The organism is Burkholderia sp. Bp9090 (genome assembly GCF_003857985.1).
Classification (GTDB): domain Bacteria; phylum Pseudomonadota; class Gammaproteobacteria; order Burkholderiales; family Burkholderiaceae; genus Burkholderia.
In genome coordinates this window covers 1-26,547 of the sequence record NZ_QTPV01000042.1, presented here as the reverse complement: position 1 = coordinate 26,547, position 26,547 = coordinate 1, and the positions used below count along the sequence as shown (strand labels likewise).

Genomic DNA, 26,547 nt, shown 5'->3' with positions numbered 1-26,547 from the left:
CCCATCCATTCGCGCTGAAGCGCAATCCAGAACGCATTCGATGCCACCGGCTTGCACTCGGCATTCACCTCTTCTGCCCGGCCCTTTCAACGCCAGCGCTACACGCGCGCACCGGCGTTACGCAGACATTCACCGTCGCGCCACTGCGGACCAAACTCGAGTACCACCGGCACGACGCGACGCAGTGCTTCGGACGCACCAATCACTCAAGACATGCTTTCCGGCATTCTCCACCCGATTACACGTGATGCGCTCGGGATCATGCGATCGTGTATGCGGGGCTCACTTCTTCACACCGCTGCATCAAACGCGCCGCACACGGCAATTACACGGACGCGATTTCAGAATGCGCATGGCTTGCACATAGCGCATACGGAAGTCACGCTCGGCTGAGAAAACAAGATGAAAAATGAGTGACGGCAGGATAGGCTTGCGCCGGTTTTGGGCGCCATGCACCTCTGCACTGCGCGGAATAACAGTTCGAGCGATGGAAAGCCGTTTCGCGTCCTGTGGAAGGTCGGTTACTGTCCGGCTGTGGCTCGGCCCTGTAATAGCCCGCATTACCCTCCCGACAACATAGGTCAATGGTGAGCGGCACACATTAGGAAGTACAGGTCGTCGTTCCTAGGCAGGGATGTTGACGGGACTTCTTCTAGCCAAAGAGACATTGGCCTTACACGGCGCCCCGAATTCGTCTACAGATCACGATCGTCAGATCGTGCGATCCGCGAACGTGCCGACCTTTTAGTCCCCCTACGAATCACCATTCTTTTTCGCACGGTGCGTTGATCCACCCATGGTGTCCATAAGCGCCAGCATTGCAACGCGCTGATCTGCGTCGAGGGCCCTGTATCTGGACAGGATCTGCTGCTCCTCAACAGTCGATGCAAGCGTCGCGACGCGCCCAGTAAGCAGGTAGTACACGTCCACGCCGGCAGACGCCAACCCGACGAGGTAATCGGAATTCGGACGGCGCGTCCCTCGCTCGTAATGAAACTGAGCCTGCTTATGAACCCCGCCCAGCTCTGCAAATTCGGGCTGGGTCAAGCGCATGCGCTTGCGTTCCTGCTTGAGGCGTGTCGGAAAATCATCCATTTGTCATGTTTTGTTAGTTGACAATGGTACAAACGAGTACTAATCTCGTCATACCATTTGACTTCTCGATGTTACCGCACGTTGTCGAGCGGGCGCCGCCATGCCGGCTCGCACGAGCGGCGAATCGGTCCGGAGGAAACCATGGCCAACTACACACTCCGCGGCGCGCTACCCGTCGGTACCCAATTTCGTCGTGCACACGCCGAAAACCTCGCCAACAGATTGACCGAACAGGTCGATGTCGACGCTTATTTTGCCACCGACCCTGTGGCGCACTGTTTGGCAATCTGCCTCACAGGCGCGCTATTACCGAACGCATGGCTCGCGGTGGAGAAAGTGCTTGCCGACTTTGCGCAGAAACACGCGAGCGCCGCTGCAATTTTCACAAGGAATTGGGCCGGCGACGTTTCATTCTTGCCGCTCGGCCTTGATCGCCACATCGACCTCTCCCGAGATTCCATCATCTGGACCCGCAGACTGGAACGCTGCGCGTCGACGGTGTATGGCGGCTCCTGACTTTTCTCATGAACGCCCAGCACGGCAGCCCGCCGTCGCATGGCCGCTGGCCGCCTGTCCCACGCCGGAGCATCCAGTCAGTCGCCCGACCTGTCCGGCGAAACATCAGCGGATGTGATGATCATGGATATCGAAGATGCCCTAGACAAGGGTGAATATGTATTGTGTGGCGCGATGCCAGTGGATGCAGATATGGAACTCGAGCATCTCGAAAGCGTTCGTCGGCACTTGAGCGGCATTGCGGAGGTATATCTCGCGCGTGACGATGCGGCGAACACTGTCGCGATCCGCCTATCTGGATCCATTTCGCGCGACGATGCGAAGGTGATCGACCGACGGATCCAGAAGTTTGCACACGATCATTGCAGCGCCGGCGCCATCCTGTGGCGCGGGTGGAACAATTCGTGGAAATGGTTCGTGGTGGGGTTGGATTGGCAAGCTCAATGCCTGCTGAAGCTTGCCGCAGCTGAGGAGCAGTTCGAGCGCCTCGAGGACCGGGGCTTCGATTTCATTTTCTGGGTCCATCTAGATGCGACCGCCGACGTCGATCACAATCAACGTGACAACCCGGTGGGTCGCCTTTCAATCGAGGCCGAAAGGCGGGAGTGACTTGTGATCAGCTTTACGCCAGCGGTGCGGCGACGTCAGCAGTGGCGCGCAAGTTGTGCGGGGGCGGCGAAGTCGCTACAACCGGAATTCCGATCCGGACGCCGCATAGCTCGATGGAAGTTCCGCGCCGTTCCCGTGAGAACCACTCAACGCGTGGGGGCAAATGTGGGGGCAAAATCCGCCCCAAATGGAAAAGGACTTACGGCTTTCACCGTAAGTCCTTGATTTTCCTGGTCGGGGCGAGAGGATTTGAACCTCCGACCACCTGCACCCCATGCAGGTACGCTACCAGGCTGCGCTACGCCCCGAAAGAAAAAAATTATAACAGAGAGTTGGCCGGTTTAGAACGGGTCGCATGCATTTTGTGCATGTTCCTGCCGAAATTTTTTGTGGCGCACGTGGCGTGACCGATTCGACACGAACGGCGACGCACATGACGCCCCGCCGGTCCGTCGTCCGTCCACGCGATCCGCCGGACGCTCACGCGCTGCGCGCGACACAGATCACCGTGAGCCCCGCCAACCGGTTGAACCGGAACATCGGCAACTCGGCGCGGCAGATCAGCTTGAGCAAACCATTGACTACCGGATTGTGTCGACGCAGTTGCGACGCGGGTTCGCGTGGCTGGCGACGCGCTCGCTCGCTCAGTCGCAATGCCGCCGCGAGCGGAAACGTGAAGCCGAAGTAGTAAGCGCCGCGCTCGACCTCGAGCCCCGCACGGCGCACGACGTCTTCGAGGCCGTCGAGCGTATACCTGCGCTTGTGTTCGAGAAAGTCGTCGTGCGCGCTCCAGAGGAACTGAAACGCGGGAACGGTGATCAGGAAGCGGCTGCCCTTCGGCACGCCGGCCACATATTGTGCAAGCAGCCCGACATCGTCATCGACGTGCTCGAGCACGTCCATCAGCAACACGAGATCGGCATCGAGCCGATTGACGGCGCGGCGAAAATGGACGGGCTTGCCTGCCGCCTCGCCGTCGGTATCGTCGGCGTAGCTCGTGTCGACACACCACGCTTCCGTCGCCTGCGTGCGCTCGAGCAAATGTTTCGAAAAGAAACCCGAGCCCGCGCCGACATCGAGTATCCGGTTTGCATCCGCCGCGCCCAGGAACCGGCGAATCGCGCTCGCCTTCGACGCGTAGTACCAGTGATCGCCGACGTCCGCTCCCAATACGTCGAGTTCCTTCAGATCCATGACGCCTCCCCCGTGTCGGCCACCATGCTTCGATCATCAAGCTACTGACGCCGATCTTACCGCGCCGCAGCCGTCGCACGCATCGCAAGTTGCGCGAATTGCACCGCGCCCGCATCGCCTCCTAGTCGAAAAGGACGATGGCCGTTTCGCCGCGGATCGCTACCGTGCGCTTACCCGGCGCGAGATCGACGCGCCCGGCGCATCGTCCGACTGCAGGCCGATCGAGATCGCAGATCTGCGCGTAGCCGCGCGGCGCGCCGGGCCGGCAGCGACTTCGATCGCAACGGCGGTCGCAACTTCCCGTGACAGTCTCCGACAAAGGTCAGTGAATGCATCAGAAAAACGAAATTTCCCGACGACACTTTCTCCGGCTGGGCGCCGGCACGTTCGGCATCGCGCTGGGAAGCGCGTCGCTTCTGTCCGCGTGCGGCGGCGATTCGATCGCGATTGCCCCCGTCACGACGCCCAGGCTCGCCTCGGTAGCGAACTTTCGTGATACCGCAGGACCGGACGGAACGGGCTATGCCACCCCGAGCGGCGCAGCGATGAAAAAAGGCGTGATCTACCGGTCGTCCGCGCTCACGTTGTCCGCGGCCGACGTCGCAACGGTCGATACGCTCGGCATCACGCAGGTGTGCGACCTGCGCACGACCTCCGAGATCCAAGCGCAGCCGGATGTACCGTTGGCTGGCGCCATTTGGCAGAACCTCAACGTGCTCGGCGCCGCCAATCTCGGCCCGCTGCCGACCAGCGGCGCGACGGCCACGGCCTTCATGATGAGCATGTATCGGGCGTTCGTGACGTCGGAAACCGCACGCACGAGCTACCACGCGTTGTTTGCCGGCTTCGCGTCGTCCGGCGGCAATCTGGTCTTCCACTGCACGGCCGGCAAGGATCGCACCGGCTGGGCGACGGCCATCCTGCACACGATCCTCGGTGTCCGCCCACAGACGATTCTCGCCGACTATCTGCTGACCAACGTCTACAGCGCGTCGGAAATCGCCGCCTATGTCGCGCAGGCGCAGAAGCGCGGCGGGCAGGATGCGGCCGACATGATGGCCGCGCTGCAAGGCGCGCAAGCCGCCTATCTGCAGGCGGCGTTCGATCAGGTCGTCGCGTCGTATGGCTCGATGACGTCATACATCGAGAACGGCCTGCAGCTCGACGCGTCGACGCAGAATGCGATCCGGCAGCGCATGCTGGTCTGACCGATCACGCAGGCGGCGCTGGCGACAGCGCGGCTGTCATCGCACTGCCGCCGCGCCCGGACCGGACACGGCCTTCATCCGGCACGAAACCCGGCGTCAACCCACGCCGCCGGGTTTGCCGATCCGGCGCAATGCGCGCCGCCCCTCGACCGCAAAACCAAACGACCGTTTGATATTGCCGCCCCGACGCCGCGAATCCTTTGCCCTGTCGTGCGCCGACCGGTGTTGCCCGCACGCCCGCTGTTTGGTAACGCCGCTCTAGCGCGCTATGCCACACTGCACGGCATCGACGACTGCGCCGCGCATCGATCGCGCGCCCTCGCCGGTCACGACAAGACATGGAGACAGACGATGCGGAATTCGGTCCGGCGCGGCCATCGCACGCCCTTGGCAAGTTTCGACTGGATGGCCGGCCTGCGACGCGCGGCCGCCCCGGTTTCACACGGCACCGCTCGCGCATTCGGCTGCGGTGCGCTTGCGCTCGCGCTGCTCTGCACCGGCTGCGCGGAACCGGCCGCGCAGCGCGACGGCAACGCGTCGGTCGCATCGACGAAGATCGAGCGCGCCAAAGCCGAACGCCTCGCTCACGAACAGCAGGTCGCCCGCACGGTGCCGTCGCTCGCGTCGATCAACCTCACGCAGCCGCGCCCGTTCACGCTGCGCGACTCGGGCCAGAACGGCGCGATGACGTTCCTGCGCGACGTCGATTTCCGCATCGTCAACAACCTCGGCTTCTTCATCCATCAACTGTCCGCGACGCTCGTGCCGACGCAGGCCGGCGCCCCCATCGTGTTCGACGACCCGACGAGCTTCGAGATCGACGTACACGAAGGCGCGGTCACGCTCGACAACGCAAAGCTGACCGCGCTCTTCGACACTTACATCTTCGGTTACCGCAACGCGCCGCTGCGCAAGCTCGCCGTATCGGCCGGCGACGGCGTGATCCATCTGCAAGGCGAGATGCAGCGCGACGGCTGGGTGCCGTTCTCGCTGACCGGCACGCTCGCGATCCGCGACGGCAGCCAGCTCGTATTCCATCCGACCGGCGTGCGCGTGTCGGGCATCAACGCGCAGCCGGTCATGCGCGCGGCCAACGTGAAGATGGCCGATCTGCTGAAGGTGGAAACACCGATCGCGCGGCTCGCCGGCGACGACCTCGTGATGTCGGTCGACAAGCTGATGCCGCCGCCTCGGCTGAAGATCCGGATCGCCGCGCTGCGCGTAACACCGGCCGGCCTCGACCTGACGCTCGACGACGGCTCGCACGCCGGCTTCGCGCTCCCCGCGAACGCGCCGCAACAGGCGATGTACATCCGCGGCGGCGACGTGAAATTCATGCGCTCGATGCCGATGAACGCCGACATCCTGATCGGCCCGGTCGATCCGACGAAGCGCGACCAGCACTTCGTGTTCGACCTGTACCACTATCGCGACCAGGTTTCGGCCGGCTATTTCAATTTCGACGAAAGCGGCGCGATGGCGATCCGGATGCCGTCGTACGCGGGCCCCGCGAGCGGCGCCGCGCTCGGCAATGCGGCCGCTCGCCTGAACGACAGCTTCCTCGCCGCGCAGCAGAACGCATTGCGCGACTCGCGCCAGCACTGGGAAGCGTTTGCACTCGCGGCCAGCGCACCGCAACCCGGCATGCAGAAAGTCGCGATGCGGCGCTCGTCGACCGCCCCGTTCAACGAACGGCACGTGTCGAACCGCAACCCGACGATCCACCTGCACAACGTCGACTTCAACCTGTCCGGCGACATCGGCTTCCATGTCGAGGATCTCGACGTGCAGCTGATCGCGAAACGCCCGGGCGAACCGGTCGATCTCGACGATCCGAACCAGTACGACATCCGCATTCTCGGCGGGACGGTCGTCGAATCGTGGAAGGCGATGTCGGCGCTCTTCAACAACTACCTGCTCGACTACTCGCCGCGCTCGCTGAACGACCTGCAGTTGAGTGCGGATGGCCAGGAATTGCGCGTCGAGGGCGGCATCAAGCTCTGGAATCACGTGCCCGGCGTGTGGCTGCCGACCGACATGAAGGGCACGCTGTCGGTGCTCGACGACCGGCACCTCGCGTTCAAGCCGGCGCAGGTATCGGTGCTCGGCATCCCGCAGGCGAAGCTGCTGCGCTCGCTCGGCATCGAGCTCGCGTCGCTGACGCCGCTGCAGCGCCGCGGCGCGGAGCTGCGCGGCGACACGCTCGTGCTCGACCAGTACACCGTGTTTCCGCCGCCGGTGCTGAACGGCAAGCTCGGCCAGGCGACGGTCGAACGCGACGGGCTGCGCCTCACTTTCCGGCGTGCCGCCGACGCGCCCGCGACGAAGCGGCCGCAGATCGACGCGCCGAGCTACATGTGGATGGAAGGCGGCGACATGAAGATGTTCAACGTGCTCGAACTGAACGTGCGCGCGCTGATCCGGAACTCGGCCGAGGCCGGCCCGATGCGTTTCGACCTGTACGGCTACCGCAGCCAGGTCGCGCAGGGCTCGGTGCGGATGCTGCCGGACGGCACGCTGGTCGTCGACATGGGCAAGCCGAACCCGCTCGCATCGCGCTGACCCGCCGAGCACGAGCCCGCGTGCATGAAAAAACCCGGCGGCGCATCACCGACCGGGTTTCCTGTTGATTCGAGCGTTGCGCTCAGTCGTGCTTGAGTCCGTCGATCACATCGAGGAGCGCCTGCCGCAACGCGATCACGTCGACCGTTGCACCCGGCTTGCCCGATACTCGCACGTCGCCGGCCGGCACATCGGGCTCGGCCGGCGCCGCGGCAGCGCGCTCGCCGCCCGGCGAATCGAGCCGGTTGCGCGCCCCGTTGATCGTGAATCCCTGTTCGTACAGCAACTCGCGAATCCGCCGGATCAGCAGCACTTCGTGGTGCTGATAGTATCGGCGATTGCCACGCCGCTTCACCGGCCGCAACTGCGTGAATTCCTGTTCCCAATAACGCAGCACGTGCGGCTTGACCCCGCACAGTTCGCTGACTTCACCGATCGTGAAATAGCGCTTCGCGGGAATCGGAGGCAAGACGACTTTCTCAACCGTAGTGGTCATCGTCGGTTAACCGTCGGTAAAGAATGCGCGGCGGCCGCGCGGAGACTTCGACGCGCGGGCGTTACTCCGCGCCGTTTTCGACCAGCGCCTTCAGCTTCTGGCTCGCGTGGAAGGTTACCACCCGGCGGGCCGCGATCGGAATCGCCTCGCCCGTCTTCGGGTTGCGGCCCGGACGCTGCGGCTTGTCGCGCAGCTGGAAGTTGCCGAACCCCGACAGCTTGACGCTTTCGCCGTTTTCGAGCGCGTCGCGGATCACTTCGAAAAACGCCTCGACCATGTCCTTCGCTTCACGCTTGTTCAGCCCGACGCTGTCGAACAGCAGCTCCGCCAGCTCCGCTTTCGTCAGCGTCGGCGTCTCGGTGGACGCCGGCGCCGAAGCGTCGCGGTTCATGGCGCTGCGTTGCGCCGTCAGGAGGGCTTCGAATTCACTCGAGGTCATGTCGTTCATATCTGCCATACAGCGCGTTAAACCAAAACTCACGATGGGGAAGCGCCACCCGCGAACGGGCGGCCCCTCTCCTTAGCCGCGCAGGCGGGCACCCGCACGAGCCATCCGCTCGACCAGCGTCTGAATCGCCTGATCGACGACCTCGTCCTGTAGCGTGCCAGCCGCATCCTGCAGCGTCACGCGGAAGGCAAGGCTCTTCTCGTGCGCGGCAAGACCACCGGAAGTATTTGATTTTGCACGAAATTCGTCGAAGAGTACAACCTTCTGAACGAATCGGCAGGCGTCTTCGGCCAGCGCCTTCTTCATTTCGTCGAAAAGTGCCTGAACCTCGACCGCCTGATCGACGACAACGGCGATATCGCGCCGTACCGGCGGGAATTTCGACACGTCGGTCGGCGCCGGCAGTGCACGCGCGATCAGCGCATCCGCGTCGATTTCGAACATCACCGGCGCGTGCGGCAGCTCGTACTTCTGCATCAGGCGCGGATGCAGCTCGCCGATCCAGCCGACCGCGCGGCCATCCACTTCGATGCGTGCGCTGCGGCCCGGATGGAGGGCCGGATGCTCGGCCTTCACGAAGCGCGCGGCGGCCGGCGCGAGCAGTGCCTCGAGGTCACCCTTCACGTCGAAGAAATCGACCGCGCGGGTCGCGACGCCCCACTGCTCGTCGACTGCCGGGCCGTACGCGAGCGCGCCGACACGCTTCGGCTGCGTGTAGCCTTCGACGGTCAACTCGCCGGCCTTCACCGACGGATCGGTGAGGAACACGCGCCCCGTCTCGAACACGCGCACGCGATCCGCGCGACGGTTCAGGTTGTTGCGCAGCACGGAGATCAGGCTGCCGAACAGCGTCGTGCGCATCACCGACAGCTGGCTCGCGATCGGGTTCAGCAGGCGGATCGGATTGTCGTTGCCGGCGAAGTCGTGCTCCCACTCCGCATCGACGAAGCTGAAGTTGACCGTTTCCGCATAGTCGCGCGCCGCGAGCGCATGACGGATATCGTGGATCGAGCGCCGCGTCTCGTTGGTCGCGCGCATCTCGCTCGTCGCGACCGGCGGACGCGCGGGAATCTTCTCGAAACCGTAAATGCGCGCCACTTCCTCGATCAGGTCTTCCTCGATCTCGATGTCGAAGCGGTGCGACGGCGGCGTGACCAGGAACGCGTCGTCGTCACGCTCGAACGGCAGGCGCAGGCGCGTGAAGATGTTCGCGATCTCGTCGGCGTCGATCTTCACGCCGATGATGCGGTTCGCGCGCGATACGCGCATCTTCACCGGCGCACGCTGCGGCAGGTTCACTGCCTGGTCGTCGACCGGGCCGGCCTTGCCGCCGCAGATCTCGAGAATCAGCTGCGTGATGCGCTCGACGTGTTCGACGGTCGTCGCGTAGTCGACGCCGCGCTCGAACCGATGGGCCGCATCGGTCGAGAAGTTGTACTTGCGCGCGCGGCCACGGATGCTGTCCGGCCACCAGAACGCGGCTTCCAGGTAGATGTTGGTCGTATCGAGCGTGACGGCCGTGCTGTCGCCGCCCATGATGCCCGCGAGGCTTTCGACCTGACGGTCGTCCGCAATCACGCCGACCGTTTCGTCGAGCTCGACCGTGTTGCCGTTCAGCAGCTTCAGCGACTCGCCGCGCTTGCCCCAGCGCACTTCGATGCCGCCGTGGATCTTGTCCAGATCGAACACGTGCGACGGACGGCCGAGCTCGAACATCACGTAGTTCGAGATGTCGACGAGCGCCGACACGCTGCGCTGGCCCGAACGCTCGAGGCGCTCGACCATCCATTGCGGCGTCTTCGCATGCGCGTTCACGCCGCGGATCACGCGACCCGAGAAGCGGCCGCACAGATCGGGCGCAGCGATGCGCACGGGCAGCGTTTCGTCGAGCTCGACGCGCACCGGACGGATATCGACCGGTGTCAGCGGCGCGCCGGTGATCGCGGCCGTCTCGCGCGCGATGCCGAACACCGACAGGCAATCGGCCTTGTTCGGCGTCAGCTTGATTTCGAAGATCGTGTCGTCGAGATTGAGCGTATCGCGGATGTCCTGGCCGACCGGCGTGTCTTCCGGCAGGATCAGCAGGCCGCTGTGGTCCTCGGACAGCTTCAGCTCGCGCGCCGAGCACAGCATCCCCTGGCTCTCCACGCCGCGCAGCTTCGACAGCTTGATCGCGAACGGCTTGCCGCCCTCTTCTGCCGGTGGCAGTTCCGCGCCGACCAGCGCGACCGGCACCTTGATGCCGGGCGCCACGTTCGGTGCGCCGCACACGATATTCAGCGTCGCGCCGGTGCCGGCGTCGACCTGGCAGACATTGAGCTTGTCCGCATCCGGATGCTTGACGACTTCGAGCACGCGGCCGACGACGATCTTCGATGTCGGCGGCGCAGCCTTGCTCAGCGATTCGACTTCGAGCCCCGCCATCGTCAGCGCGTGCGACAGTTCGTCGGTCGTCAGCTGCGGGTCGACAAAGGTTCTCAACCAGGATTCAGGGAATTGCATGGATGTCTACGTTCGAAACAGGTTAGATCGGCGCCCGGCCCCCGTCGGAAACGTCCGGCGGGGCATGCGCGGGCACATGTCGGCGCGGCGCGTGCGTTATGCGAACTGGCGCAGGAAACGCAGGTCGTTCTCGAAGAACAGCCGGAGATCCTGCACGCCGTAGCGCAGCATCGTCAGGCGCTCGAGGCCGCTGCCGAACGCAAAGCCGATGTAGCGCTCGGGATCGAGGCCCATGTTGCGGATCACGGTCGGATGCACCTGCCCCGAGCCCGAGATCTCGAGCCATTTGCCGGCGTTCTTGCCGTGCTCGAACATCATGTCGATCTCGGCCGACGGTTCCGTGAACGGGAAATACGACGGGCGGAAGCGCACGAGGATGTCGTCGCGCTCGAAGAATTTCTTCAGGAAGTCGGTATAGACGCCCTTGAGGTCGGCGAAGCTGATGTTCTCGTCGATCCACAGCCCCTCGACCTGATTGAACATCGGCGAGTGGGTCGCATCGCTGTCGACGCGATACGTGCGGCCCGGCGCGATCACCTTGATCGGCGGGCGGTTCATGCGCGCGTAACGCACCTGCATCGGGCTCGTGTGCGTGCGCAGCAGCAGCTGGCGGCCGTCGGCATCCTTGCCTTCGACGTAGAAGGTGTCCTGCATCGAACGCGCCGGATGGTTCTCCGGGCTGTTCAGCGACGTGAAGTTGTACCAGTCGGTCTCGATTTCGGGACCGTCGGCCACGTCGAAGCCGATCGAGCGGAAAATCTGTTCGACGCGCTCCCACGTGCGCATCACGGGGTGCAGGCTGCCTGCGCCGGCGCCGCGGCCCGGCAGCGTCACGTCGATCGCCTCGGCGGCGAGGCGCTGGTTCAACAGCGCGTCGGCGAGCGCCTGGCGGCGTGCGGTCAGCGCGGCTTCAACCTGCTGCTTCGCGACGTTGATGCGTGCGCCTTCGGTCTTGCGTGCTTCGGGATCGAGCTTGCCGAGGCCCTTGAGCAACTCGGTCAGCGCACCCGACTTGCCGAGAAAGCGGGCTTTCTCGTTTTCGAGCGTGGTGATGTCGGCAGCCTGTTCGAAGGACTGCTGCGCGTCGGCGACAATCTGGTCCAGATCCATAGATCCCATCATTTCCAACGTCATTCGGTCTTGGCGAGCGAAACTGCTCCACCAAACAAAAAAGGGGCTCGGAAGAGCCCCGTTTTCGCTGCAGCGGCCGAGACTACCGGAACGTCGCTGCAACTAACCACGCAGTGCTAATTTCGCAATTAGGCTGCAACGGCGGCTTTCACCTGCTTGACGATCGCAGCAAAAGCAGCCTTGTCGAACACCGCCATGTCGGCCAGGACCTTACGGTCGAGTTCGATCGACGCCTTCTTCAGGCCGTTGATGAACACGCTGTAGGTCATGTCGTGCTGGCGAACCGCCGCGTTGATACGCGTGATCCACAGTGCGCGGAACACACGCTTCTTGTTGCGGCGATCGCGGTACGCGTACTGACCAGCGCGCATCACCGCCTGCTTGGCGATGCGGTAGACGTTATTGCGACGGCCGCGATAACCCTTGGCCAGGTTGATGATCTTCTTGTGGCGGGCCCGTGCGGTTACCCCACGTTTGACTCGAGGCATGTTTCTCTCCTTGGAGTATCAGTTGAGGGGTTACGCGAACGGCAGCATTGCGCGGACGGAGTTCAGATCGGAATCATGAACTGCCGTTGCGCCGCGCAGGTGACGCTTGTTCTTCGTGGTTTTCTTGGTCAGGATGTGACGCTTGAAGGCTTGACCGCGCTTGACGGTACCGCCCGGACGCACCACGAAGCGCTTTGCAGCACTCTTCTTGGTCTTCATCTTAGGCATGACGAACAACTCCAGTTTATTTGATGGCGATGGGTGTGCGGTTGGCTTGCGCCCTTGACCCGCCCTTCGAAACCCAGTCCACTTGTGTACGGCGAACCGCTTGCGCAGCCGCCGTCATTGTTGGTGCGCCGCCCTGACCGGGCCACGCACCGAACCACTTTCGAACCTGCGCGCGTGGCGCGCGGGCCCGTTACTTCTTTTTCTTCGGCGAGAGCACCATGATCATCTGGCGCCCTTCCATCTTCGGCATCTGCTCGACCTGGCCGACTTCCTCGAGATCCGTGCGCAGACGCTCAAGCATCCGCATGCCGATCTCCTGGTGAGCCATTTCGCGGCCGCGGAAACGCAACGTGATCTTCGTCTTGTCGCCCTCTTCGAGGAAGCGCACGAGATTGCGAAGCTTGACGTTGTAGTCACCGTCATCGGTACCCGGGCGGAATTTGACTTCCTTCACCTGGATGACCTTTTGCTTCAGCTTCGCTTCGTGCTGCTTCTTCGATTCCTGGTACTTGAACTTGCCGTAATCCATCAGACGGCAAACCGGCGGAACCGCTTGCGGCGCGATTTCCACCAGGTCAACATCCAGTTCTTCCGATTTACGGAAAGCATCAGCGAGTTTTACGATACCGAGCGGTTCGTTCTCGATCCCGACCAGACGCACTTCCGGCGCAGTGATTTCACCGTTGATGCGGTGCGACGACTTATCAGTAGCGATGTTACGTTTCCTCTAAAAATTAAAAAAACGAGCCGCGCTGCCAGGGCGGTTACTTGAACGAGCGCAGGTCTTCCTGCAGACGCTCAACGAAGGCTTCGATCGGCATAACGCCAAGATCGACGCCGCCACGGGCACGCACGGCTACCGTTTGCGCATCACGCTCCTTATCGCCCACGACGAGGAGATAAGGCACCTTTTCCAGCGTGTGCTCGCGTATTTTATAGCTAATCTTCTCGTTGCGCAAATCGGCCGCCACTCTAACCCCTTGTTTTTGCAACGATTGGGCCAGGGACTGCGCATATTCGGCCTGACTTTCGGCGATATTGAGCACAATTGCCTGGAACGGCGCGAGCCAGACGGGCATTGCACCAGCATGGTGCTCGATCAAAATGCCGAGGAAACGCTCCATCGAACCGACGATCGCGCGGTGCAACATCACCGGCCGGCGGCGGCTGTTGTCTTCCGCAACGTACTCGGCGCCGAGGCGCTCCGGCAGGACCATGTCGAGCTGCAGCGTGCCGCACTGCCACGAACGGCCGAGTGCATCCTTGATGTGGTACTCGATCTTCGGGCCGTAGAACGCACCTTCACCCGGCAACTCTTCCCACGTGAGGCCGCAGGCCGTCAGCGCGTCGCGCAGACCCTGCTCCGCGCGATCCCACGTCTCGTCCGTGCCCGCACGCTGCTCGGGACGCAGCGACAGCTTGATGTCGATGTGATCGAAACCGAAGTCCTTGTACACGCTCATGGCCAGCGTGTTGAACGCGATCGATTCCGAGATGAACTGGTCTTCCGTACAGAAGATGTGCGCATCGTCCTGCACGAAGCCGCGCACGCGCATCAGGCCATGCAGCGCGCCCGACGCCTCGTTGCGATGGCACGAACCGAATTCCGCGTAGCGCAGCGGCAGGTCGCGGTACGAGCGCAGGCCGTGCTTGAACACCTGGACGTGCCCCGGACAGTTCATCGGCTTGATCGCGTAGTCGCGCTTCTCCGACTCCGTCGTGAACATGTTCTCGCGGTAGTTCTGCCAGTGACCCGACGCTTCCCACAGCGAGCGGTCCATGATCATCGGCGTCTTGATCTCGAGGTAGCCGGCTTCGTTCACGCGGCGGCGCATGTACTGCTCGACCTGCTGCCACAGCGCCCAGCCCTTCGGATGCCAGAACACCATGCCCGGCGACTCTTCCTGCATGTGGAACAGGTCGAGTTGCTTGCCGAGCTTGCGGTGGTCGCGCTTTTCCGCTTCCTCGAGCATGTGCAGGTATTGATCCTGGTCTTCCTTCTTCGTCCAGGCCGTCCCGTAGATGCGCTGCAACTGCTCGTTCTTCGAGTCGCCGCGCCAGTACGCGCCCGCGACCTTCATCAGCTTGAAGACCTTCAGCTTGCCGGTCGACGGCACGTGCGGGCCGCGGCAGAGGTCGGTGAAGCCGCCGTGCGAGTACAGCTTGATTTCGTCACTTTGCGGAATCGATTCGATGATCTCGGCCTTGTACTTCTCGCCGAGGCTGCGGAAATAGCCGGCCGCCTCGTCGCGCGACACGACGCGGCGCGTCACCGGCTCGTCCTTCTTCGCGAGTTCCTGCATGCGCTTTTCGATCTTTTCCAGATCTTCAGGCGTAAACGGGCGGTTGTACGAGAAGTCGTAATAGAAGCCGTTGTCGATCACCGGACCGATCGTCACCTGCGCATCCGGATACAGATCCTTCACCGCATAGGCGAGCAAGTGCGCGGTCGAGTGACGAATGATGTCGAGACCGTCGGCATCCTTGTCCGTGACGATCGCGAGCGATGCGTCGCGATCGATGACCGTGGACGTATCGACCAGCTCGCCATCGAGCTTGCCACCAAGCGCAGCCTTCGCAAGGCCGGGACCGATCGAGGCCGCAACCTCGGCAACTGTCACCGGATGCTCGTATTGTCGAACTGAGCCGTCAGGCAAGCGTATCGAAACCATAGCAATCTCCGTGATGCCGACAGTGGGCGGCAAACCAAGCACGCGATATCAAAGTCACGCGCGAAAATTTCGCGACAAAAAAAATGCGGCCCCGCTTTCGAGGGGCCGCATTCGATACTTCACTCAAACTGAAAGGGCGAAAACGTTCCTCGACTAGCGTCGCTCCGAAAAGGTTTCGGTCAACGTTCGCGGTGTCATAACCGTATTCGCCTTGTTCGCGTTGAGTTATTTACTGCATCGAACACCCGAAAAACCGGGCATTCTCAATTCGTTGGTAGGCTCGATTGGACTCGAACCAACGACCCCCACCATGTCAAGGTGGTGCTCTAACCAGCTGAGCTACGAGCCTAGAGAAGCTAAGATTATATGGAGCCAACGCAGACTTGGCAAGTGTTTTATGCGGCCGCAGCAAAATGATCGGGCTCCAACCCCATTACAGGGACATCAAGCCTTGCGCCCCGCCCGCACGACGCCCGGCACTTCGCCGAGCAGCGTGCACGCCCGCTGCACCTGCGCGGAATTCGACACCTCGACCGTGAACTGCATGAATGCCGCGTTGCGGCGGCTCTGCGTCTTCACGCCCACCACGTTCATCTTCTCGCGCGCGAACACTTCAGAGATATCGCGCAGCAGGCCTTGCCTGTCGCTCGCCTCGATCATCAGGTCGACCGGATAGACGGACACGCCACGGCCGCCCAGCACGTCGGCCGACCAGGTCGTCTGCAGTACGCGCTCCGGCGCCCGCTCGGCCATCCGCCGGAACGTCGGGCAGTCGCTGCGGTGGATCGACATCCCCTTGCCGCGCGTCACGAAACCACTGATCGGGTCAGGCGGCGCCGGACGGCAGCAGCGCGCAAGCTGCGTCAGCAACGCATCGACACCGACCACCAGCACGCCGGTCGACGCGCCGTGCGCGACGCTCGCCCCGCTGCTGCGCTTCTCGAAATCGGCGGGCGCCTCGGGCGCATGGTCGGGCGGCGGCGCATCGGACAGCGCGTGCTCGACGTTGCGCAGGCTGAATTCCTCCTTGCCGACGACCGAGAACAACTCATCGGGCGACTTGAAGCCGAGCTTCGCGGCCAGATTGTCGAGGTTGACCGACGTCTTGCCTTCGCGCTGCAGCGTCTTTTCGACGAGCGCGCGACCATGCGCGATGTTTTCTTCCTGCTCGATCGAGTTGAACCACGCGCGCACCTTCTGTCGCGCGCGCGGGCTCTTCAGGTAGCCGAGCTGCAGGTTCAGCCAGTCGCGCGACGGCCCGCCCTCCTTCACCGCGACGATCTCGACCGTCTGGCCGTTCGCGAGCGACGTGTTCAGCGGCACCATCACGCCGTCGACGCGCGCGCCGCGGCAGCGATGGCCAAGCTCGCTGTGCAGGTGATACGCGAAATCGACCGGCGTCGCGCCCTGCGGCAGCGCGATCACGCGCGCCTGCGGCGTCAGCACGTAGATATGGTCGTCGTCGAGCGACGTCTCGCGCAGCTGCGCCCACGCCTTGTCGCCCGAGACTTCGGTGCCGTCCTCGACGTCGTCCTTCCATGCGAGCAGCTGGCGCAGCCACGCGATCTTCTCGTCGTACTTGTCGCTCGCCGAGAACTGGCCGCCATAGCCGCGCGCGCCCGCTTCCTTGTAGCGCCAGTGCGCGGCGACGCCGTACTCCGCAAAGCGGTGCATTTCCTGCGTGCGGATCTGTACTTCGAACGCGCGACCGTCGTCGCCGATCACGACCGTATGCAGCGACTTGTAGCCGTTCGGCTTGGGGCGCGAGATGTAATCGTCGAATTCCTTCGGCACCGGCTGCCACAGGTGATGCACGATGCCGAGCACCGCGTAGCAATCCTTGATGTCCGGCACGATCACGCGGAATGCGCGCACGTCGTACAGCTCGGAGAAGTCGAGCTCCTTGCCGCGCATCTTGCGCCAGATGCTGTAGATGTGCTTCGGCCGACCGCTCACGTCGGCCGGGATGTGCGCTTCCGCCAGTTCGTGCTGCAGCCGCTCGATCGCCTGCGCGACGTACGCCTCGCGTTCGATGCGCTTTTCGTCGAGCAGCTTGGCGATGCGCTTGTAGGTGACCGGATCCTCGAAGCGGAACGCGAGGTCCTCGAGCTCCCACTTCAGTTGCCAGATACCGAGACGGTTCGCGAGCGGCGCATAGATCTCGAGCGTCTCGCGCGCGACGTCGGGCGGCGGGTCGATCTTCGCCGCCGCGTAGTAGCGCAGCGACTGCAGCCGCGACGCCAGCCGGATCAGCACCACGCGGATGTCCTGCGCGAACGCGAGCAGCATCTTGCGCAGCGCCTCGATCTGCGTGCGCCGCTCTTCCGCGGCGTCGCGCCCGGCGTCGGGCATCGCGTTCTGCGCGGCGCGCAGGCTCACGGTGCCGAGCCGCAGCAGCTTGCGCACGTCGGATACGAGCCGCGCAACCTCTTCGCCGAAGCGTTCGGTCAACTCCCGCTCCGGGTCGTTCAGGTGCGGCGTCAGCACGAACAGCGCAGCCGCCTGCATCGCGTGCGGGTCGACGTTCAGCGTGCGCATGATCGACGCCGTGCCCGCCGAATGATCGGCGAGCAACTCGCCCGTCGACAGGCGCGCGTCGCCGGCCCGCTCGCGCACGAACGCGAGCACGTCGTCGAACGACGGCGCCGCGACGGAAGAAGCGGAAACGGACTCGGTCATTGCACGGCCTGGCGTATTGCGGTCATCGTGATGCTTCGCTCAGCTCCGCTGCGCGGCGACGACGACGATCTCGACGAGCAGCGCCGGATCCGCGAGCTTCGCCTCGACGGTCGCGCGCGGCGGCGTATTGCCGGGCGCGACCCACGCGTCCCACTCCGCATTCATGCCTTCGAAGTTCGCGAGATCCGAAATGTAGATCTGCACCGACAGCAGATGCGCCTTGTCGCTGTTCGCTTCGGCGAGCAGGCGGTCGATGTGGCCGAGCACTTCGCGCGTCTGGCCCTTGATGTCCTGGGTGGTGTCTTCGGCAATCTGGCCGGCCAGATACACGGTACCGTTGTGGATCGCGGTTTCGGAGAGACGGGCCCCGACGTGGTGACGAATGACTGCCATGGAATGTTCCGGTCGTGTGAGTGGGTGAAGTATCGGCGACGACACGGCCCGCGTGCCGCCGAACCGCATATTATGACGCGTTTATGCGCCGCCTTCGACGAAAAACCGGCGGGCGAGCGCAATCTGGTCGGCGCTGATGAACGCCGGCGCATGGCCCGCGTCCTGGATCTCGGCTTGCGTCACGTGCCGGCCGCGCCGCACCATCTCGGCCGCCGTGTCGCGCGACAGCAGGTCGGAACGCTCGCCGCGCACGACCAGCAGCGACGCATCGGTGGTCTCGATCGCGCGCCACAGCGCGGCCTCGCCGAGCGCGGCCAGTTCGGGCGTCGTCGCCTTGAACGGCTCCGCGATGCGCGGATCGTAGCGCATCGTCCAGCCGCCGTCGGGCAACTCGCGCAGCAACGGCCCATTGATCTCGCGCCACTCGTCGCCGCTCAACGCGCCGAACGGCAGCGACAGCGACGTCAGATAGTCGATGCCCTCCTGCTCCGTCGCGAAGCGCGGCTGCACGCCGAGGTATTCGCCGATGCGCGTCAGCGAATCGGGCTCGATGCGCGGGCCGACGTCGTTGACGATCATCCGGCGCAGCGGCGAACCGGGCAGGCCCGCGAGCGCCATGCCAATCAGCCCGCCCATCGACGTGCCGAACCAGTCGACCGACTCGACGTCGAGCCGCGCGATCAGCGTCACCATGTCGGCCACGTATTGCGGAATCGCATAAAGCAGCGGATCGGCGAGCCAGTCGGAGCGCCCGCGCCCGACGACGTCGGGGCAGACGACGCGATACGTATCGGACAGCGCGGCGGCGAGCCGGTCGAAGTCGCGCCCCGAACGGGTCAGGCCGTGCACGCAGAGCAGCACGCGCGGATTGGCGGGGTCGCCCCATTCGGTATAGGCGACGTGGTGAAGGCCTGCGGCGCTCGCACACTGCACGCGTCGCTGACGGGGAACCGGAGGATTCGCTGAGGTTGTTGGCATCGTTGGCATCCTGTCGAACGTGGACGGTGCGGCGGGCAATGCTTGCACCACCCGATGCAAACGATTGTAAACCGCTTCTTAACGGCGGGTCGTCACGCGCCTGCGGTCATCCGGCGCATCGTTCGCACCGGCTCACGCGCCGCGGCGCCACGAGGCGCGCAACTGCTCGCGCAGGAAGTCGATGAATGCCCGTACGCGCAACGGCACGTGACGCCCGCCGGGATAGACCGCATGAAGCGGTGCCGCGGGTGCGGCGAATGCCGGCAGCACGCGGACGAGCCGGCCCGCGTCGAGGTCGGCACCGACGTCCCAGATCGACTTCAGCGCGATGCCCGCGCCCTCCAGCGCCAACGTACGAGCCGCACCGCCGTCGTTCGTCAGCAGCGCGGCCGTCACTTCGACCGCAACCGCGCCCTGTACACCGTCGAACCGCCACTCCGCACGCGGCTGGTCGCCCATCACGATGCATCGGTGCATGCGAAGCTCGGCGGGATGGGCCGGCAGCCCGTGCACGGCGAGATAGCTCGACGACGCGCACAGCACGCGATGATTCGGCGCCAGCTCGCGCGCGATCATCGTCGAATCGGCGAGGCTGCCGATCCGCACGGCAACGTCGATGTCCTGCGCGAGCAGATCCACGATCGCGTCGGTCAGCATCAGGTGCACAGTCAACTCCGGATGTTGCCGTTGAAACGCGGCGACGAGCGGCGCGATCCGCAGCCGGCCGAGTTCGCCGGGCGCCGTCAGGCGCAGCACGCCGCTGACCGTGCCGCGACGATCGCTCATCAGCGTTTCGGCGCGATCGACCTCGGCCAGGATGCGCAGCACCTGCGCATGGAACTGCGCACCGTCGTCGGTCAGCGTCTGCTGTCGCGTCGTCCGGTGCAGCAGACGCACGCCGAGCTGCGACTCGAGATGCGCGAGCCGCTTGCTGACGACGGACAGCGACAAGTCCAGCTCGCGCGCCGCCGCGGACAGGCTACCGGCCGACACGATTCTCGCGAAGGTATCGAGCGCCGGGAGATCGTCGATCAGCATCGCGGCACCCGCTTCGCCTCGCCCTTTCCTTTTTTCGAATAATCCATTCGCTTTTAGACCGTATTTGTGTTCAGAACGGAAACCTACCATACCTGTTCCGCGTCGTCCCGCGACGCCATTCACAGGACATCCGAAACCATGTCGATCCTTCCTTCGATCGTGCGCCCGATCACCCGCGTCATCGCCGCGGCGGCCTGCGTCGCCGCGCTGTCGCCTGTCGCGGCCCGCGCCGCCGACCTTCTCGACCCACACGGCCTGACCGTCGCGACCGACGTGCCGGCTACGCAGGCGCGCGCGCAGATCCTCGCCGCGCGTCGTTACGGCACGTTCTGGGATACCGGTGATGCGACCCTCGCCCGCGCTGCACTCGCGGCCGATTTCGTCGACCGGACGTTGCCGGCCGGCCGTCAACAAGGCGTAGCGGGGCCACTCGCGGCGTCCAGGACGATGCGCACGGCCATCCCGGACCTGCATTGCGACATCGAACAGATGATCGTGGCGGGCGACCGTGTCGTCGTGCACCTGCACTTTCGCGGCCATTTCACCGGCACGTTCAACGGAACGACCGGAAGCGGACAGGCGATCGACTTCATCGCGACCGACATCTACCGCATCGTCCAAGGCCGGATAGCGGAAAACTGGCACATCGAGGACAACCTGACGCTGATGCGTCAGCTCGGGCTCGTCGGCTGACGGAGGGGACGATGACTGACAGCGACTACGATTCTTCGGCGATGCGTCCGGCGCGCCGCAAGTTTCTTGCACAAGCAGGCGCCGGGGCGGCCGCCGGCATCGCGATGGCCGCGGGCGCCTCCCGGTCGGCAACTGCCGCGCCGATATCGGATGCTGCCGGGACGAACGCCAGCGGGTTCTGGCCGGACAAGACGCGGCTCGTCATCTCGATCTCGATGCAGTTCGAGGCCGGCGGACAACCGCCCAAGGGCGCGGACAGCCCGTTCCCGTCCGTCGAGTTTCCACCGTCGGTCCCGGTCGACCTCGCGTCGGCCACGTGGTTCGCATATGGCTACCGTGAAGGGATCCCGCGTCTTCTCGACCTGTGGGACCGGCATGGCGTGAAGGTCACGTCGCACATGATCGGGGAAGCCGTGCGCCGGCATCCCGAACTGGCACGCGAGATCGTGTCGCGCGGCCACGAAGCGGCCGCGCACGGCCCGACCTGGCGGTCGCAATTCGCGATGAGCCGCGACGACGAGCGCCGCTTCCTCACCGAAGCCCGCGACATGGTCGAAGCGGCGACGGGACGGCGCCCGATCGGCTACAACTGCAACTGGCTGCGGCGCGGACCGCACACGCTGCCGCTGCTGCAGGAACTCGGCTACGTGTATCACATCGACGACGTCAGCCGCGACGAGCCCTTCATCGAAACCGTCGACGGCCGCGATTTCGCGGTCGTTCCATACACGTTGCGCAACAACGACATCCTGCTGATCGAAGGCCGCAATTACTCGCCGACGATGTTTCTCGAGCAGATCAAGCTCGATTTCGACCAGTTGTACGCGGAAGCCGGCCAGCGGCGACGATTGATGTCGATCAGCGCGCACGACCGGATCAGCGGCACGCCGCAGATGGTCCGCGCCTGGGACGCGTTCCTGCACTACGCTCGATCGCATCCGGGCGTTGCCTTCATGCGCAAGGACGACATCGCCCGCTTTGCCCTGCGCAGCCCGTCGACGTTGCGCGAAGCCGAAACGATCTGACCGGATTGCGCTCACCTGCTCACCTCCTCACCTCGGAAGGACCACCATGAACGATTCACTCCACGGAAAGAAGGTACTCGTCGTCGGCGGCAGCTCCGGCATCGGTGCCGCCGCCGCGACCGCATTCGCACGACTCGGCGCTGTCGTGACGATCGCATCGCGCAACCCGGACAGGGTCGATGCAGATGCCGCGCCGGGCGCGCAAGTACGCACCGAAGCGCTCGACATCACGGATACGGCGGCCGTCGATGCGTTCTGCGCGCGCGCCGGCCAGTTCGACCACGTCGTGATTTCGGCCGCGAAGACAGCGACAGGCCCGATCCGCGCGCTGCCGCTTGCCGACGCGCAGGCCGCGATGGACAGCAAGTTCTGGGGCGCATACCGCGTCGCACGCTCGATCGATATCGCACCCGGCGGTTCGCTGACGTTCGTGTCGGGCTACCTAAGCGTGCGACCGAACGCGTCGTCGGTACTGCAGGGGGCCATCAACGCGGCACTCGAGGCGCTCGCCCGCGGCCTTGCGCTCGAGCTGTCGCCCGTGCGGGTGAATACCGTATCACCGGGCCTGATCGCGACGCCGCTGTGGGACAAGCTCGCCCCCGATGCGCGCGACGCGATGTACGCGGGCGCCGCGCAGCGCCTCCCGGCACGCCGCGTGGGCCAGCCGGAGGACGTCGCGAATGCGATCGTGTATCTGGCGGCAACACCTTATGCAACCGGCTCGACGGTGCTGATCGACGGCGGCGGCGCGATCGCGTGATTAGCGTGATTCAGGTGACGTATGCGGTCATGACAAAACGCCCCGCGTTCCACAGGGGAACGCGGGGCGTCGAGCGTCGAGACGCAAGGCCGGCGCTTACGCGACCGCGCTCACGTCGAGCGGCGCGCCCGTCTTTGCCTGGATCTCTTCCGCGCTTACGCCGTCGGCGAGTTCGAGCACCTTCAGGCCGGCCGGCGTCACTTCGATCACGCCGAGATCGGTGATGATCAGGTCGACCACGCCGACACCCGTCAGCGGCAGGTTGCATTCGTCGAGGATCTTGTGCTGGTCGCCCTTCGCGACATGCTCCATCAGCACGACGACGCGCTTCACGCCCGCGACGAGGTCCATCGCGCCGCCCATCCCCTTGATCATCTTGCCCGGGATCATCCAGTTCGCGAGGTCACCCTTCTTGCTGACCTGCATCGCGCCGAGGATCGCGAGGTTGATGTGGCCGCCGCGAATCATCGCGAACGAATCGGCCGACGAGAAGATCGACGAGCCCGGCAGCGTCGTGACGGTCTGCTTGCCGGCGTTGATCAGGTCGGCGTCGACCTCGTCCTCGGTCGGCGACGGGCCGATGCCGAGCAGCCCGTTCTCCGACTGCAGCCACACTTCGACGCCTTCCGGCACGTGGTTCGCGACGAGCGTCGGCAGGCCGATGCCGAGGTTCACATAGAAGCCGTCCTGCAGTTCCTTCGCCGCGCGCGCGGCCATCTGGTCACGATTCCAGGCCATGTCAGTCTCCTTTCGCGCGTACGACGCGTTGTTCGATGCGTTTTTCGGGCGTCGCGTTCAGCACGATGCGCTGCACGAAGATCCCCGGCGTGTGGACATGGTCCGGATCGAGTTCGCCGTTCTCGACGATCTCCTCGACTTCCGCCACGGTGATCTTGCCCGCCATCGCGCACATCGGATTGAAGTTGCGCGCGGTGCGGCGATAGATCAGGTTGCCGGACTTGTCGGCCTTCCATGCCTTCACCAGCGCGACGTCGGCCGTCAGCGACGGCTCGAGCACGTAGTGGCGATCGCCGAACTGGCGCGTTTCCTTGCCTTCCGCGATCACGGTGCCGTAGCCGGTGTTCGTGAAAAAGGCGGGGATGCCGGCGCCGCCCGCGCGCAGCTTCTCGGCGAGCGTGCCCTGCGGCGTGAATTCGAGCTCGAGTTCGCCGGCCAGGTACTGGCGCTCGAACTCCTTGTTCTCGCCGACGTACGACGAGATCATCTTCCGGATCTGGCGCGTTTCCAGCAACAGGCCGAGACCGAAGCCGTCGACGCCTGCGTTGTTGCTGATGCAGGTGATGCCCTTCACGCCGGAATCGCGCAGCGCCGCGATCAGCGCCTCGGGAATCCCGCACAGGCCGAAGCCGCCCACCGCGAAGGTCTGTCCGTCGCGGACGATCCCTTCCAGCGCGGCGGCCGCGCTTGGATAGACTTTGTTCATCTGTATGTCCCTTCCTCTATGGAAACCAGCAAAACCGGTTCACGCGCCCACTGGGCCGCAAGCCCGCCGCATCATTCTATGCATGCACGGCGATACCTGCGTCGAGGCGCGCTGTTTTTATATCGCGGCAAACCGCCGCGAGATGCCTGAAAGGGTACGATGTGACGCCGATACGGCACAATACGCAAAAATACATAAGCATTTGCCTCCGCTTGCCCGCGCCATGCCCGCTCTCGATTACCAGACTGCCTTTCACCTCGCGCCGCTCGGCCTCGTGATGTCGCGCGACCGCGTGATCGAGGACTGCAACGACGCGCTCGCGGCGATCTTCCGCTGCGCACGGGCCGATCTGATCGGCAAGTCGTACGAGGTGCTGTATCCGTCGCCGGACGAATTCCAGCGCATCGGCGAGCGCATCTCGCGCGTGATGATCGCGAACGGCACCTACGCCGATGACAGAATCATGAAACGGGCCGACGGCGAGCTGTTCTGGTGCCACGTGACGGGCCGCGCGCTCGACCGCACCGCGCCGCTCGCGGCGGGCGTCTGGACCTTCGAGGACCTGAGCGCGACGCGCCGGGTCGCCGTCGAGCTGACGCCGCGCGAACGCGAGATCGCCGCGCAGCTCGCGACCGGCAAGACCAGCAAGCAGATCGGGCGCGTGCTCGACATCAGTTCGCGCACGGTCGACATCTATCGGGCGCGGCTGATGCGCAAGTACGGCACGAACAATACGCCGGAGCTGCTGCAGCGCCTGCTCGGCCAGTAAGACGCGCCCCGGAATGGCAATCGGCCGCGTGAAGCGGCCGATTCGGGAGATCATCGGGAAATGGCGACACACCGGGCGCCGGCTTCGGCGCCGCCGCGCTCAGCCGACCTGCGCCGCGAGCGCGCGCTCGATCGTATCGCGCAGCAGTTGCGGCAGCGGCACCGACTTGCCGAGCGCGTAGTCGACCCACACGCAGCGCGCGTTGCCGCGCGCATACACGTGCTGCGGATCGTCCGCGCGCGTCAGCTCGAAACCGGTGTCGAAGCTGCTGCGGCCCGGCTTCGCGGCCGACATCTTCGCGATCACGTCGCCCGGATAGTGCAGTTGCTTCAGGAACTCCATCGACGCCGTGACGATCACGGGCCCCTGCCCCTCGCCGTTGCCGCCCGCGATGCCGAGTTCCTCGAACCACGAGATCCGCGCCTGTTCCATGTAGCGGAAATAGACCGTGTTGTTCACGTGGCCGAACGCATCCATGTCGCCCCAGCGGATCGGCATCGACATTTCAAATACGGGGGAATATTCGCTCATTGCAGTCTTCTTTGTTGCTGAATGTCATCCACTCAGGCGAGGCCGAAGCCATCGTCGGCGGAGATAATCGAGCCATTGATGAACTGCGACTCGTCGGCCGCGAGCAACAACAACAGCCCGTCGAGATCCTGCGGCTTGCCGACGCGCCGGCGCGGCAGCATCGACTGCAGCTTCTGGCCCTGCTCGGTTTCCCACAGGTAATGATTGATTTCGGTATCGATATAGCCCGGACAGATCGCGTTGACGTTGATCCCGTGGCGGCCCCATTCGAGCGCCATCGCGCGCGTCATCTGCACGACCGCCGACTTGCTCATCGCATACAGCCCGATCTGCGGAAACACGCGCAGCCCCGCCACCGACGCGATGTTGATGATCCGGTAAGGCGGTTTGCCGTTGCCGTTCGCGCGCATGATCATCCGCTTCGCGACTTCCTGCGCGACGAAAAACGCGCCGCGCGTATTGGTGTCGAACACGAACTCGAAATCGGACGGCGTGACGTCGACGAGCTTCTGCATCGTCGAGACGCCCGAATTGTTCACGAGGATGTCGATCGTGCCGGCTTCCGTCTCCGCGTGCGCGATGGCCGCCTTGATGCTCTGCACGTCGGTGACGTCGAGCGACACCACGTGCGCGGCACCGCCCGCCGCCTCGATCTCCGCGCGCAGTTCCTTCAGGCGCTCGACGCGGCGGCTCGCGAGCACGACCTTCGCGCCGGCCTGCGACAGCACCTGCGCAAAGCGTTGCCCGAGGCCGCTCGATGCGCCCGTGACCAACGCGACCTTGCCTTCCAGATTGATCGATCGACCCATTGCACATCCCCTTTCGATGTCGTTTCGCCGCCGCGGGCGCCCTGTCCCACGCAGCATAACCCTAGCACATAAAATAGAACGATCGTGCTAATGTATTCGCATGCTGTTGCGGCAAGCGTTTCGTTTCGCAGACAATACGCTCCCGAATAAAAGCATTCTAACGGTTAGAGGAACGCCAATGACCCCCGCAAGCCTCATCGAGCAATACGGCCCGCGCGAATCGATGGAATACGACGTCGTGATCGTCGGCGGCGGCCCGGCCGGGCTGTCGGCCGCGAT

General features: G+C 64.4%; 26 protein-coding genes and 2 tRNA genes. 8 read left to right on the top strand and 20 right to left on the bottom strand.

The window, feature by feature from the left end; all coding sequences use genetic code 11:
* Window positions 1-753: 753 nt before the first annotated feature.
* On the bottom strand, window positions 754-1,095 hold the full coding sequence (locus DIE16_RS28750; RefSeq protein ID WP_124893874.1) for a helix-turn-helix domain-containing protein: 342 nt from the start codon (window positions 1,093-1,095) through the stop codon (window positions 754-756).
* A gap of 141 nt (window positions 1,096-1,236) precedes the next feature.
* Between DIE16_RS28750 and DIE16_RS28745 the strand changes: the two genes are divergently transcribed.
* Window positions 1,237-1,611 carry a hypothetical protein gene (locus tag DIE16_RS28745; RefSeq protein ID WP_124893873.1) on the top strand — a complete coding sequence of 125 codons (375 nt, stop codon included), beginning with the start codon at window positions 1,237-1,239 and terminating at the stop codon, window positions 1,609-1,611.
* A gap of 123 nt (window positions 1,612-1,734) precedes the next feature.
* Window positions 1,735-2,220, top strand: coding sequence for a hypothetical protein (locus DIE16_RS28740; RefSeq protein ID WP_124893872.1), 486 nt, complete (start codon window positions 1,735-1,737; stop codon window positions 2,218-2,220).
* Window positions 2,221-2,451: 231 nt separating this feature from the next.
* Here the strand turns inward: DIE16_RS28740 and DIE16_RS28735 are convergent.
* Both DIE16_RS28735 and DIE16_RS28730 read right to left on the bottom strand, forming a co-directional pair.
* Window positions 2,452-2,528 (bottom strand) — tRNA-Pro (locus DIE16_RS28735).
* A 172-nt stretch (window positions 2,529-2,700) separates the two neighbouring features.
* Window positions 2,701-3,414, bottom strand: coding sequence for a methyltransferase domain-containing protein (locus DIE16_RS28730; RefSeq protein WP_124488894.1), 714 nt, complete (start codon window positions 3,412-3,414; stop codon window positions 2,701-2,703).
* Window positions 3,415-3,761: 347 nt separating this feature from the next.
* On the opposite strand from DIE16_RS28730, the gene DIE16_RS28725 reads away from it, so the two are divergent.
* Window positions 3,762-4,622, top strand: coding sequence for a tyrosine-protein phosphatase (locus DIE16_RS28725; RefSeq protein WP_311769729.1), 861 nt, complete (start codon window positions 3,762-3,764; stop codon window positions 4,620-4,622).
* 351 nt (window positions 4,623-4,973) lie between these two features.
* Window positions 4,974-7,184, top strand: coding sequence for a hypothetical protein (locus DIE16_RS28720; protein WP_124893870.1), 2,211 nt, complete (start codon window positions 4,974-4,976; stop codon window positions 7,182-7,184).
* Between the two features lie 82 nt (window positions 7,185-7,266).
* On the opposite strand, the gene DIE16_RS28715 is transcribed toward DIE16_RS28720, so the two are convergent.
* From DIE16_RS28715 to DIE16_RS28650, 13 genes are all read right to left on the bottom strand, one after another.
* A complete protein-coding gene (locus DIE16_RS28715) occupies window positions 7,267-7,680 on the bottom strand; it encodes a MerR family transcriptional regulator (RefSeq protein WP_124488891.1) in 414 nt (137 codons plus the stop codon).
* Between the two features lie 61 nt (window positions 7,681-7,741).
* A complete protein-coding gene (locus DIE16_RS28710; protein ID WP_006486093.1) occupies window positions 7,742-8,128 on the bottom strand; it encodes an integration host factor subunit alpha in 387 nt (128 codons plus the stop codon).
* Between the two features lie 72 nt (window positions 8,129-8,200).
* The gene (pheT, locus tag DIE16_RS28705; protein ID WP_124893869.1) at window positions 8,201-10,630 is read right to left on the bottom strand and encodes a phenylalanine--tRNA ligase subunit beta; all 2,430 of its coding nucleotides are present in this window, start codon (window positions 10,628-10,630) and stop codon (window positions 8,201-8,203) included.
* Between the two features lie 96 nt (window positions 10,631-10,726).
* On the bottom strand, window positions 10,727-11,740 hold the full coding sequence (pheS, locus tag DIE16_RS28700; protein WP_006753318.1) for a phenylalanine--tRNA ligase subunit alpha: 1,014 nt from the start codon (window positions 11,738-11,740) through the stop codon (window positions 10,727-10,729).
* 149 nt (window positions 11,741-11,889) lie between these two features.
* On the bottom strand, window positions 11,890-12,249 hold the full coding sequence (gene rplT, locus DIE16_RS28695) for a 50S ribosomal protein L20 (protein ID WP_004192938.1): 360 nt from the start codon (window positions 12,247-12,249) through the stop codon (window positions 11,890-11,892).
* 30 nt (window positions 12,250-12,279) lie between these two features.
* A complete protein-coding gene (gene rpmI / locus DIE16_RS28690) occupies window positions 12,280-12,477 on the bottom strand; it encodes a 50S ribosomal protein L35 (RefSeq protein WP_004191477.1) in 198 nt (65 codons plus the stop codon).
* A 190-nt stretch (window positions 12,478-12,667) separates the two neighbouring features.
* The gene (infC, locus tag DIE16_RS28685; RefSeq protein ID WP_071734130.1) at window positions 12,668-13,192 is read right to left on the bottom strand and encodes a translation initiation factor IF-3; all 525 of its coding nucleotides are present in this window, start codon (window positions 13,190-13,192) and stop codon (window positions 12,668-12,670) included.
* 49 nt (window positions 13,193-13,241) lie between these two features.
* Window positions 13,242-15,149 carry a threonine--tRNA ligase gene (thrS, locus tag DIE16_RS28680; protein ID WP_124522527.1) on the bottom strand — a complete coding sequence of 636 codons (1,908 nt, stop codon included), beginning with the start codon at window positions 15,147-15,149 and terminating at the stop codon, window positions 13,242-13,244.
* Between the two features lie 272 nt (window positions 15,150-15,421).
* A tRNA-Val gene (locus DIE16_RS28670) sits at window positions 15,422-15,498 on the bottom strand.
* Between the two features lie 95 nt (window positions 15,499-15,593).
* Entirely contained in the window at window positions 15,594-17,828 is a 2,235-nt protein-coding gene (locus DIE16_RS28665; RefSeq protein ID WP_044846048.1) for a bifunctional (p)ppGpp synthetase/guanosine-3',5'-bis(diphosphate) 3'-pyrophosphohydrolase, read from the bottom strand.
* A 39-nt stretch (window positions 17,829-17,867) separates the two neighbouring features.
* Entirely contained in the window at window positions 17,868-18,221 is a 354-nt protein-coding gene (locus DIE16_RS28660; protein ID WP_006758848.1) for a RidA family protein, read from the bottom strand.
* A gap of 81 nt (window positions 18,222-18,302) precedes the next feature.
* Window positions 18,303-19,199 carry an alpha/beta fold hydrolase gene (locus tag DIE16_RS28655; RefSeq protein ID WP_124893868.1) on the bottom strand — a complete coding sequence of 299 codons (897 nt, stop codon included), beginning with the start codon at window positions 19,197-19,199 and terminating at the stop codon, window positions 18,303-18,305.
* 132 nt (window positions 19,200-19,331) lie between these two features.
* Window positions 19,332-20,237, bottom strand: a complete 906-nt coding sequence (locus tag DIE16_RS28650; RefSeq protein ID WP_124488887.1) for a LysR family transcriptional regulator — start codon at window positions 20,235-20,237, stop codon at window positions 19,332-19,334.
* A gap of 138 nt (window positions 20,238-20,375) precedes the next feature.
* Between DIE16_RS28650 and DIE16_RS28645 the strand changes: the two genes are divergently transcribed.
* Genes DIE16_RS28645 through DIE16_RS28635 form a run of 3 tightly spaced genes read left to right on the top strand, consistent with a single transcriptional unit; the run spans window position 20,376 to window position 22,715 of the window.
* Window positions 20,376-20,930: an ester cyclase gene (locus DIE16_RS28645; protein WP_124893867.1), complete on the top strand. Its 555-nt coding sequence runs from the start codon at window positions 20,376-20,378 to the stop codon at window positions 20,928-20,930.
* An 11-nt stretch (window positions 20,931-20,941) separates the two neighbouring features.
* The gene (locus tag DIE16_RS28640) at window positions 20,942-21,955 is read left to right on the top strand and encodes a polysaccharide deacetylase family protein (protein ID WP_124893866.1); all 1,014 of its coding nucleotides are present in this window, start codon (window positions 20,942-20,944) and stop codon (window positions 21,953-21,955) included.
* Window positions 21,956-22,001: 46 nt separating this feature from the next.
* On the top strand, window positions 22,002-22,715 hold the full coding sequence (locus DIE16_RS28635; protein ID WP_124522521.1) for an SDR family oxidoreductase: 714 nt from the start codon (window positions 22,002-22,004) through the stop codon (window positions 22,713-22,715).
* 96 nt (window positions 22,716-22,811) lie between these two features.
* Here the strand turns inward: DIE16_RS28635 and DIE16_RS28630 are convergent, their stop codons facing one another.
* Window positions 22,812-23,453 carry a CoA transferase subunit B gene (locus DIE16_RS28630; RefSeq protein ID WP_124488883.1) on the bottom strand — a complete coding sequence of 214 codons (642 nt, stop codon included), beginning with the start codon at window positions 23,451-23,453 and terminating at the stop codon, window positions 22,812-22,814.
* A gap of 1 nt (window position 23,454) precedes the next feature.
* The gene (locus tag DIE16_RS28625) at window positions 23,455-24,159 is read right to left on the bottom strand and encodes a CoA transferase subunit A (protein ID WP_044846055.1); all 705 of its coding nucleotides are present in this window, start codon (window positions 24,157-24,159) and stop codon (window positions 23,455-23,457) included.
* 223 nt (window positions 24,160-24,382) lie between these two features.
* On the opposite strand from DIE16_RS28625, the gene DIE16_RS28620 reads away from it, so the two are divergent.
* Entirely contained in the window at window positions 24,383-24,928 is a 546-nt protein-coding gene (locus tag DIE16_RS28620; RefSeq protein ID WP_044846056.1) for a LuxR C-terminal-related transcriptional regulator, read from the top strand.
* A 99-nt stretch (window positions 24,929-25,027) separates the two neighbouring features.
* Here the strand turns inward: DIE16_RS28620 and DIE16_RS28615 are convergent, their stop codons facing one another.
* Both DIE16_RS28615 and DIE16_RS28610 read right to left on the bottom strand, forming a co-directional pair.
* Complete coding sequence (locus DIE16_RS28615; protein WP_044846057.1) at window positions 25,028-25,459, bottom strand: thioesterase family protein; 432 nt, start codon at window positions 25,457-25,459, stop codon at window positions 25,028-25,030.
* A 32-nt stretch (window positions 25,460-25,491) separates the two neighbouring features.
* On the bottom strand, window positions 25,492-26,268 hold the full coding sequence (locus tag DIE16_RS28610; protein WP_044846058.1) for an SDR family oxidoreductase: 777 nt from the start codon (window positions 26,266-26,268) through the stop codon (window positions 25,492-25,494).
* Window positions 26,269-26,547 lie beyond the last annotated feature (279 nt).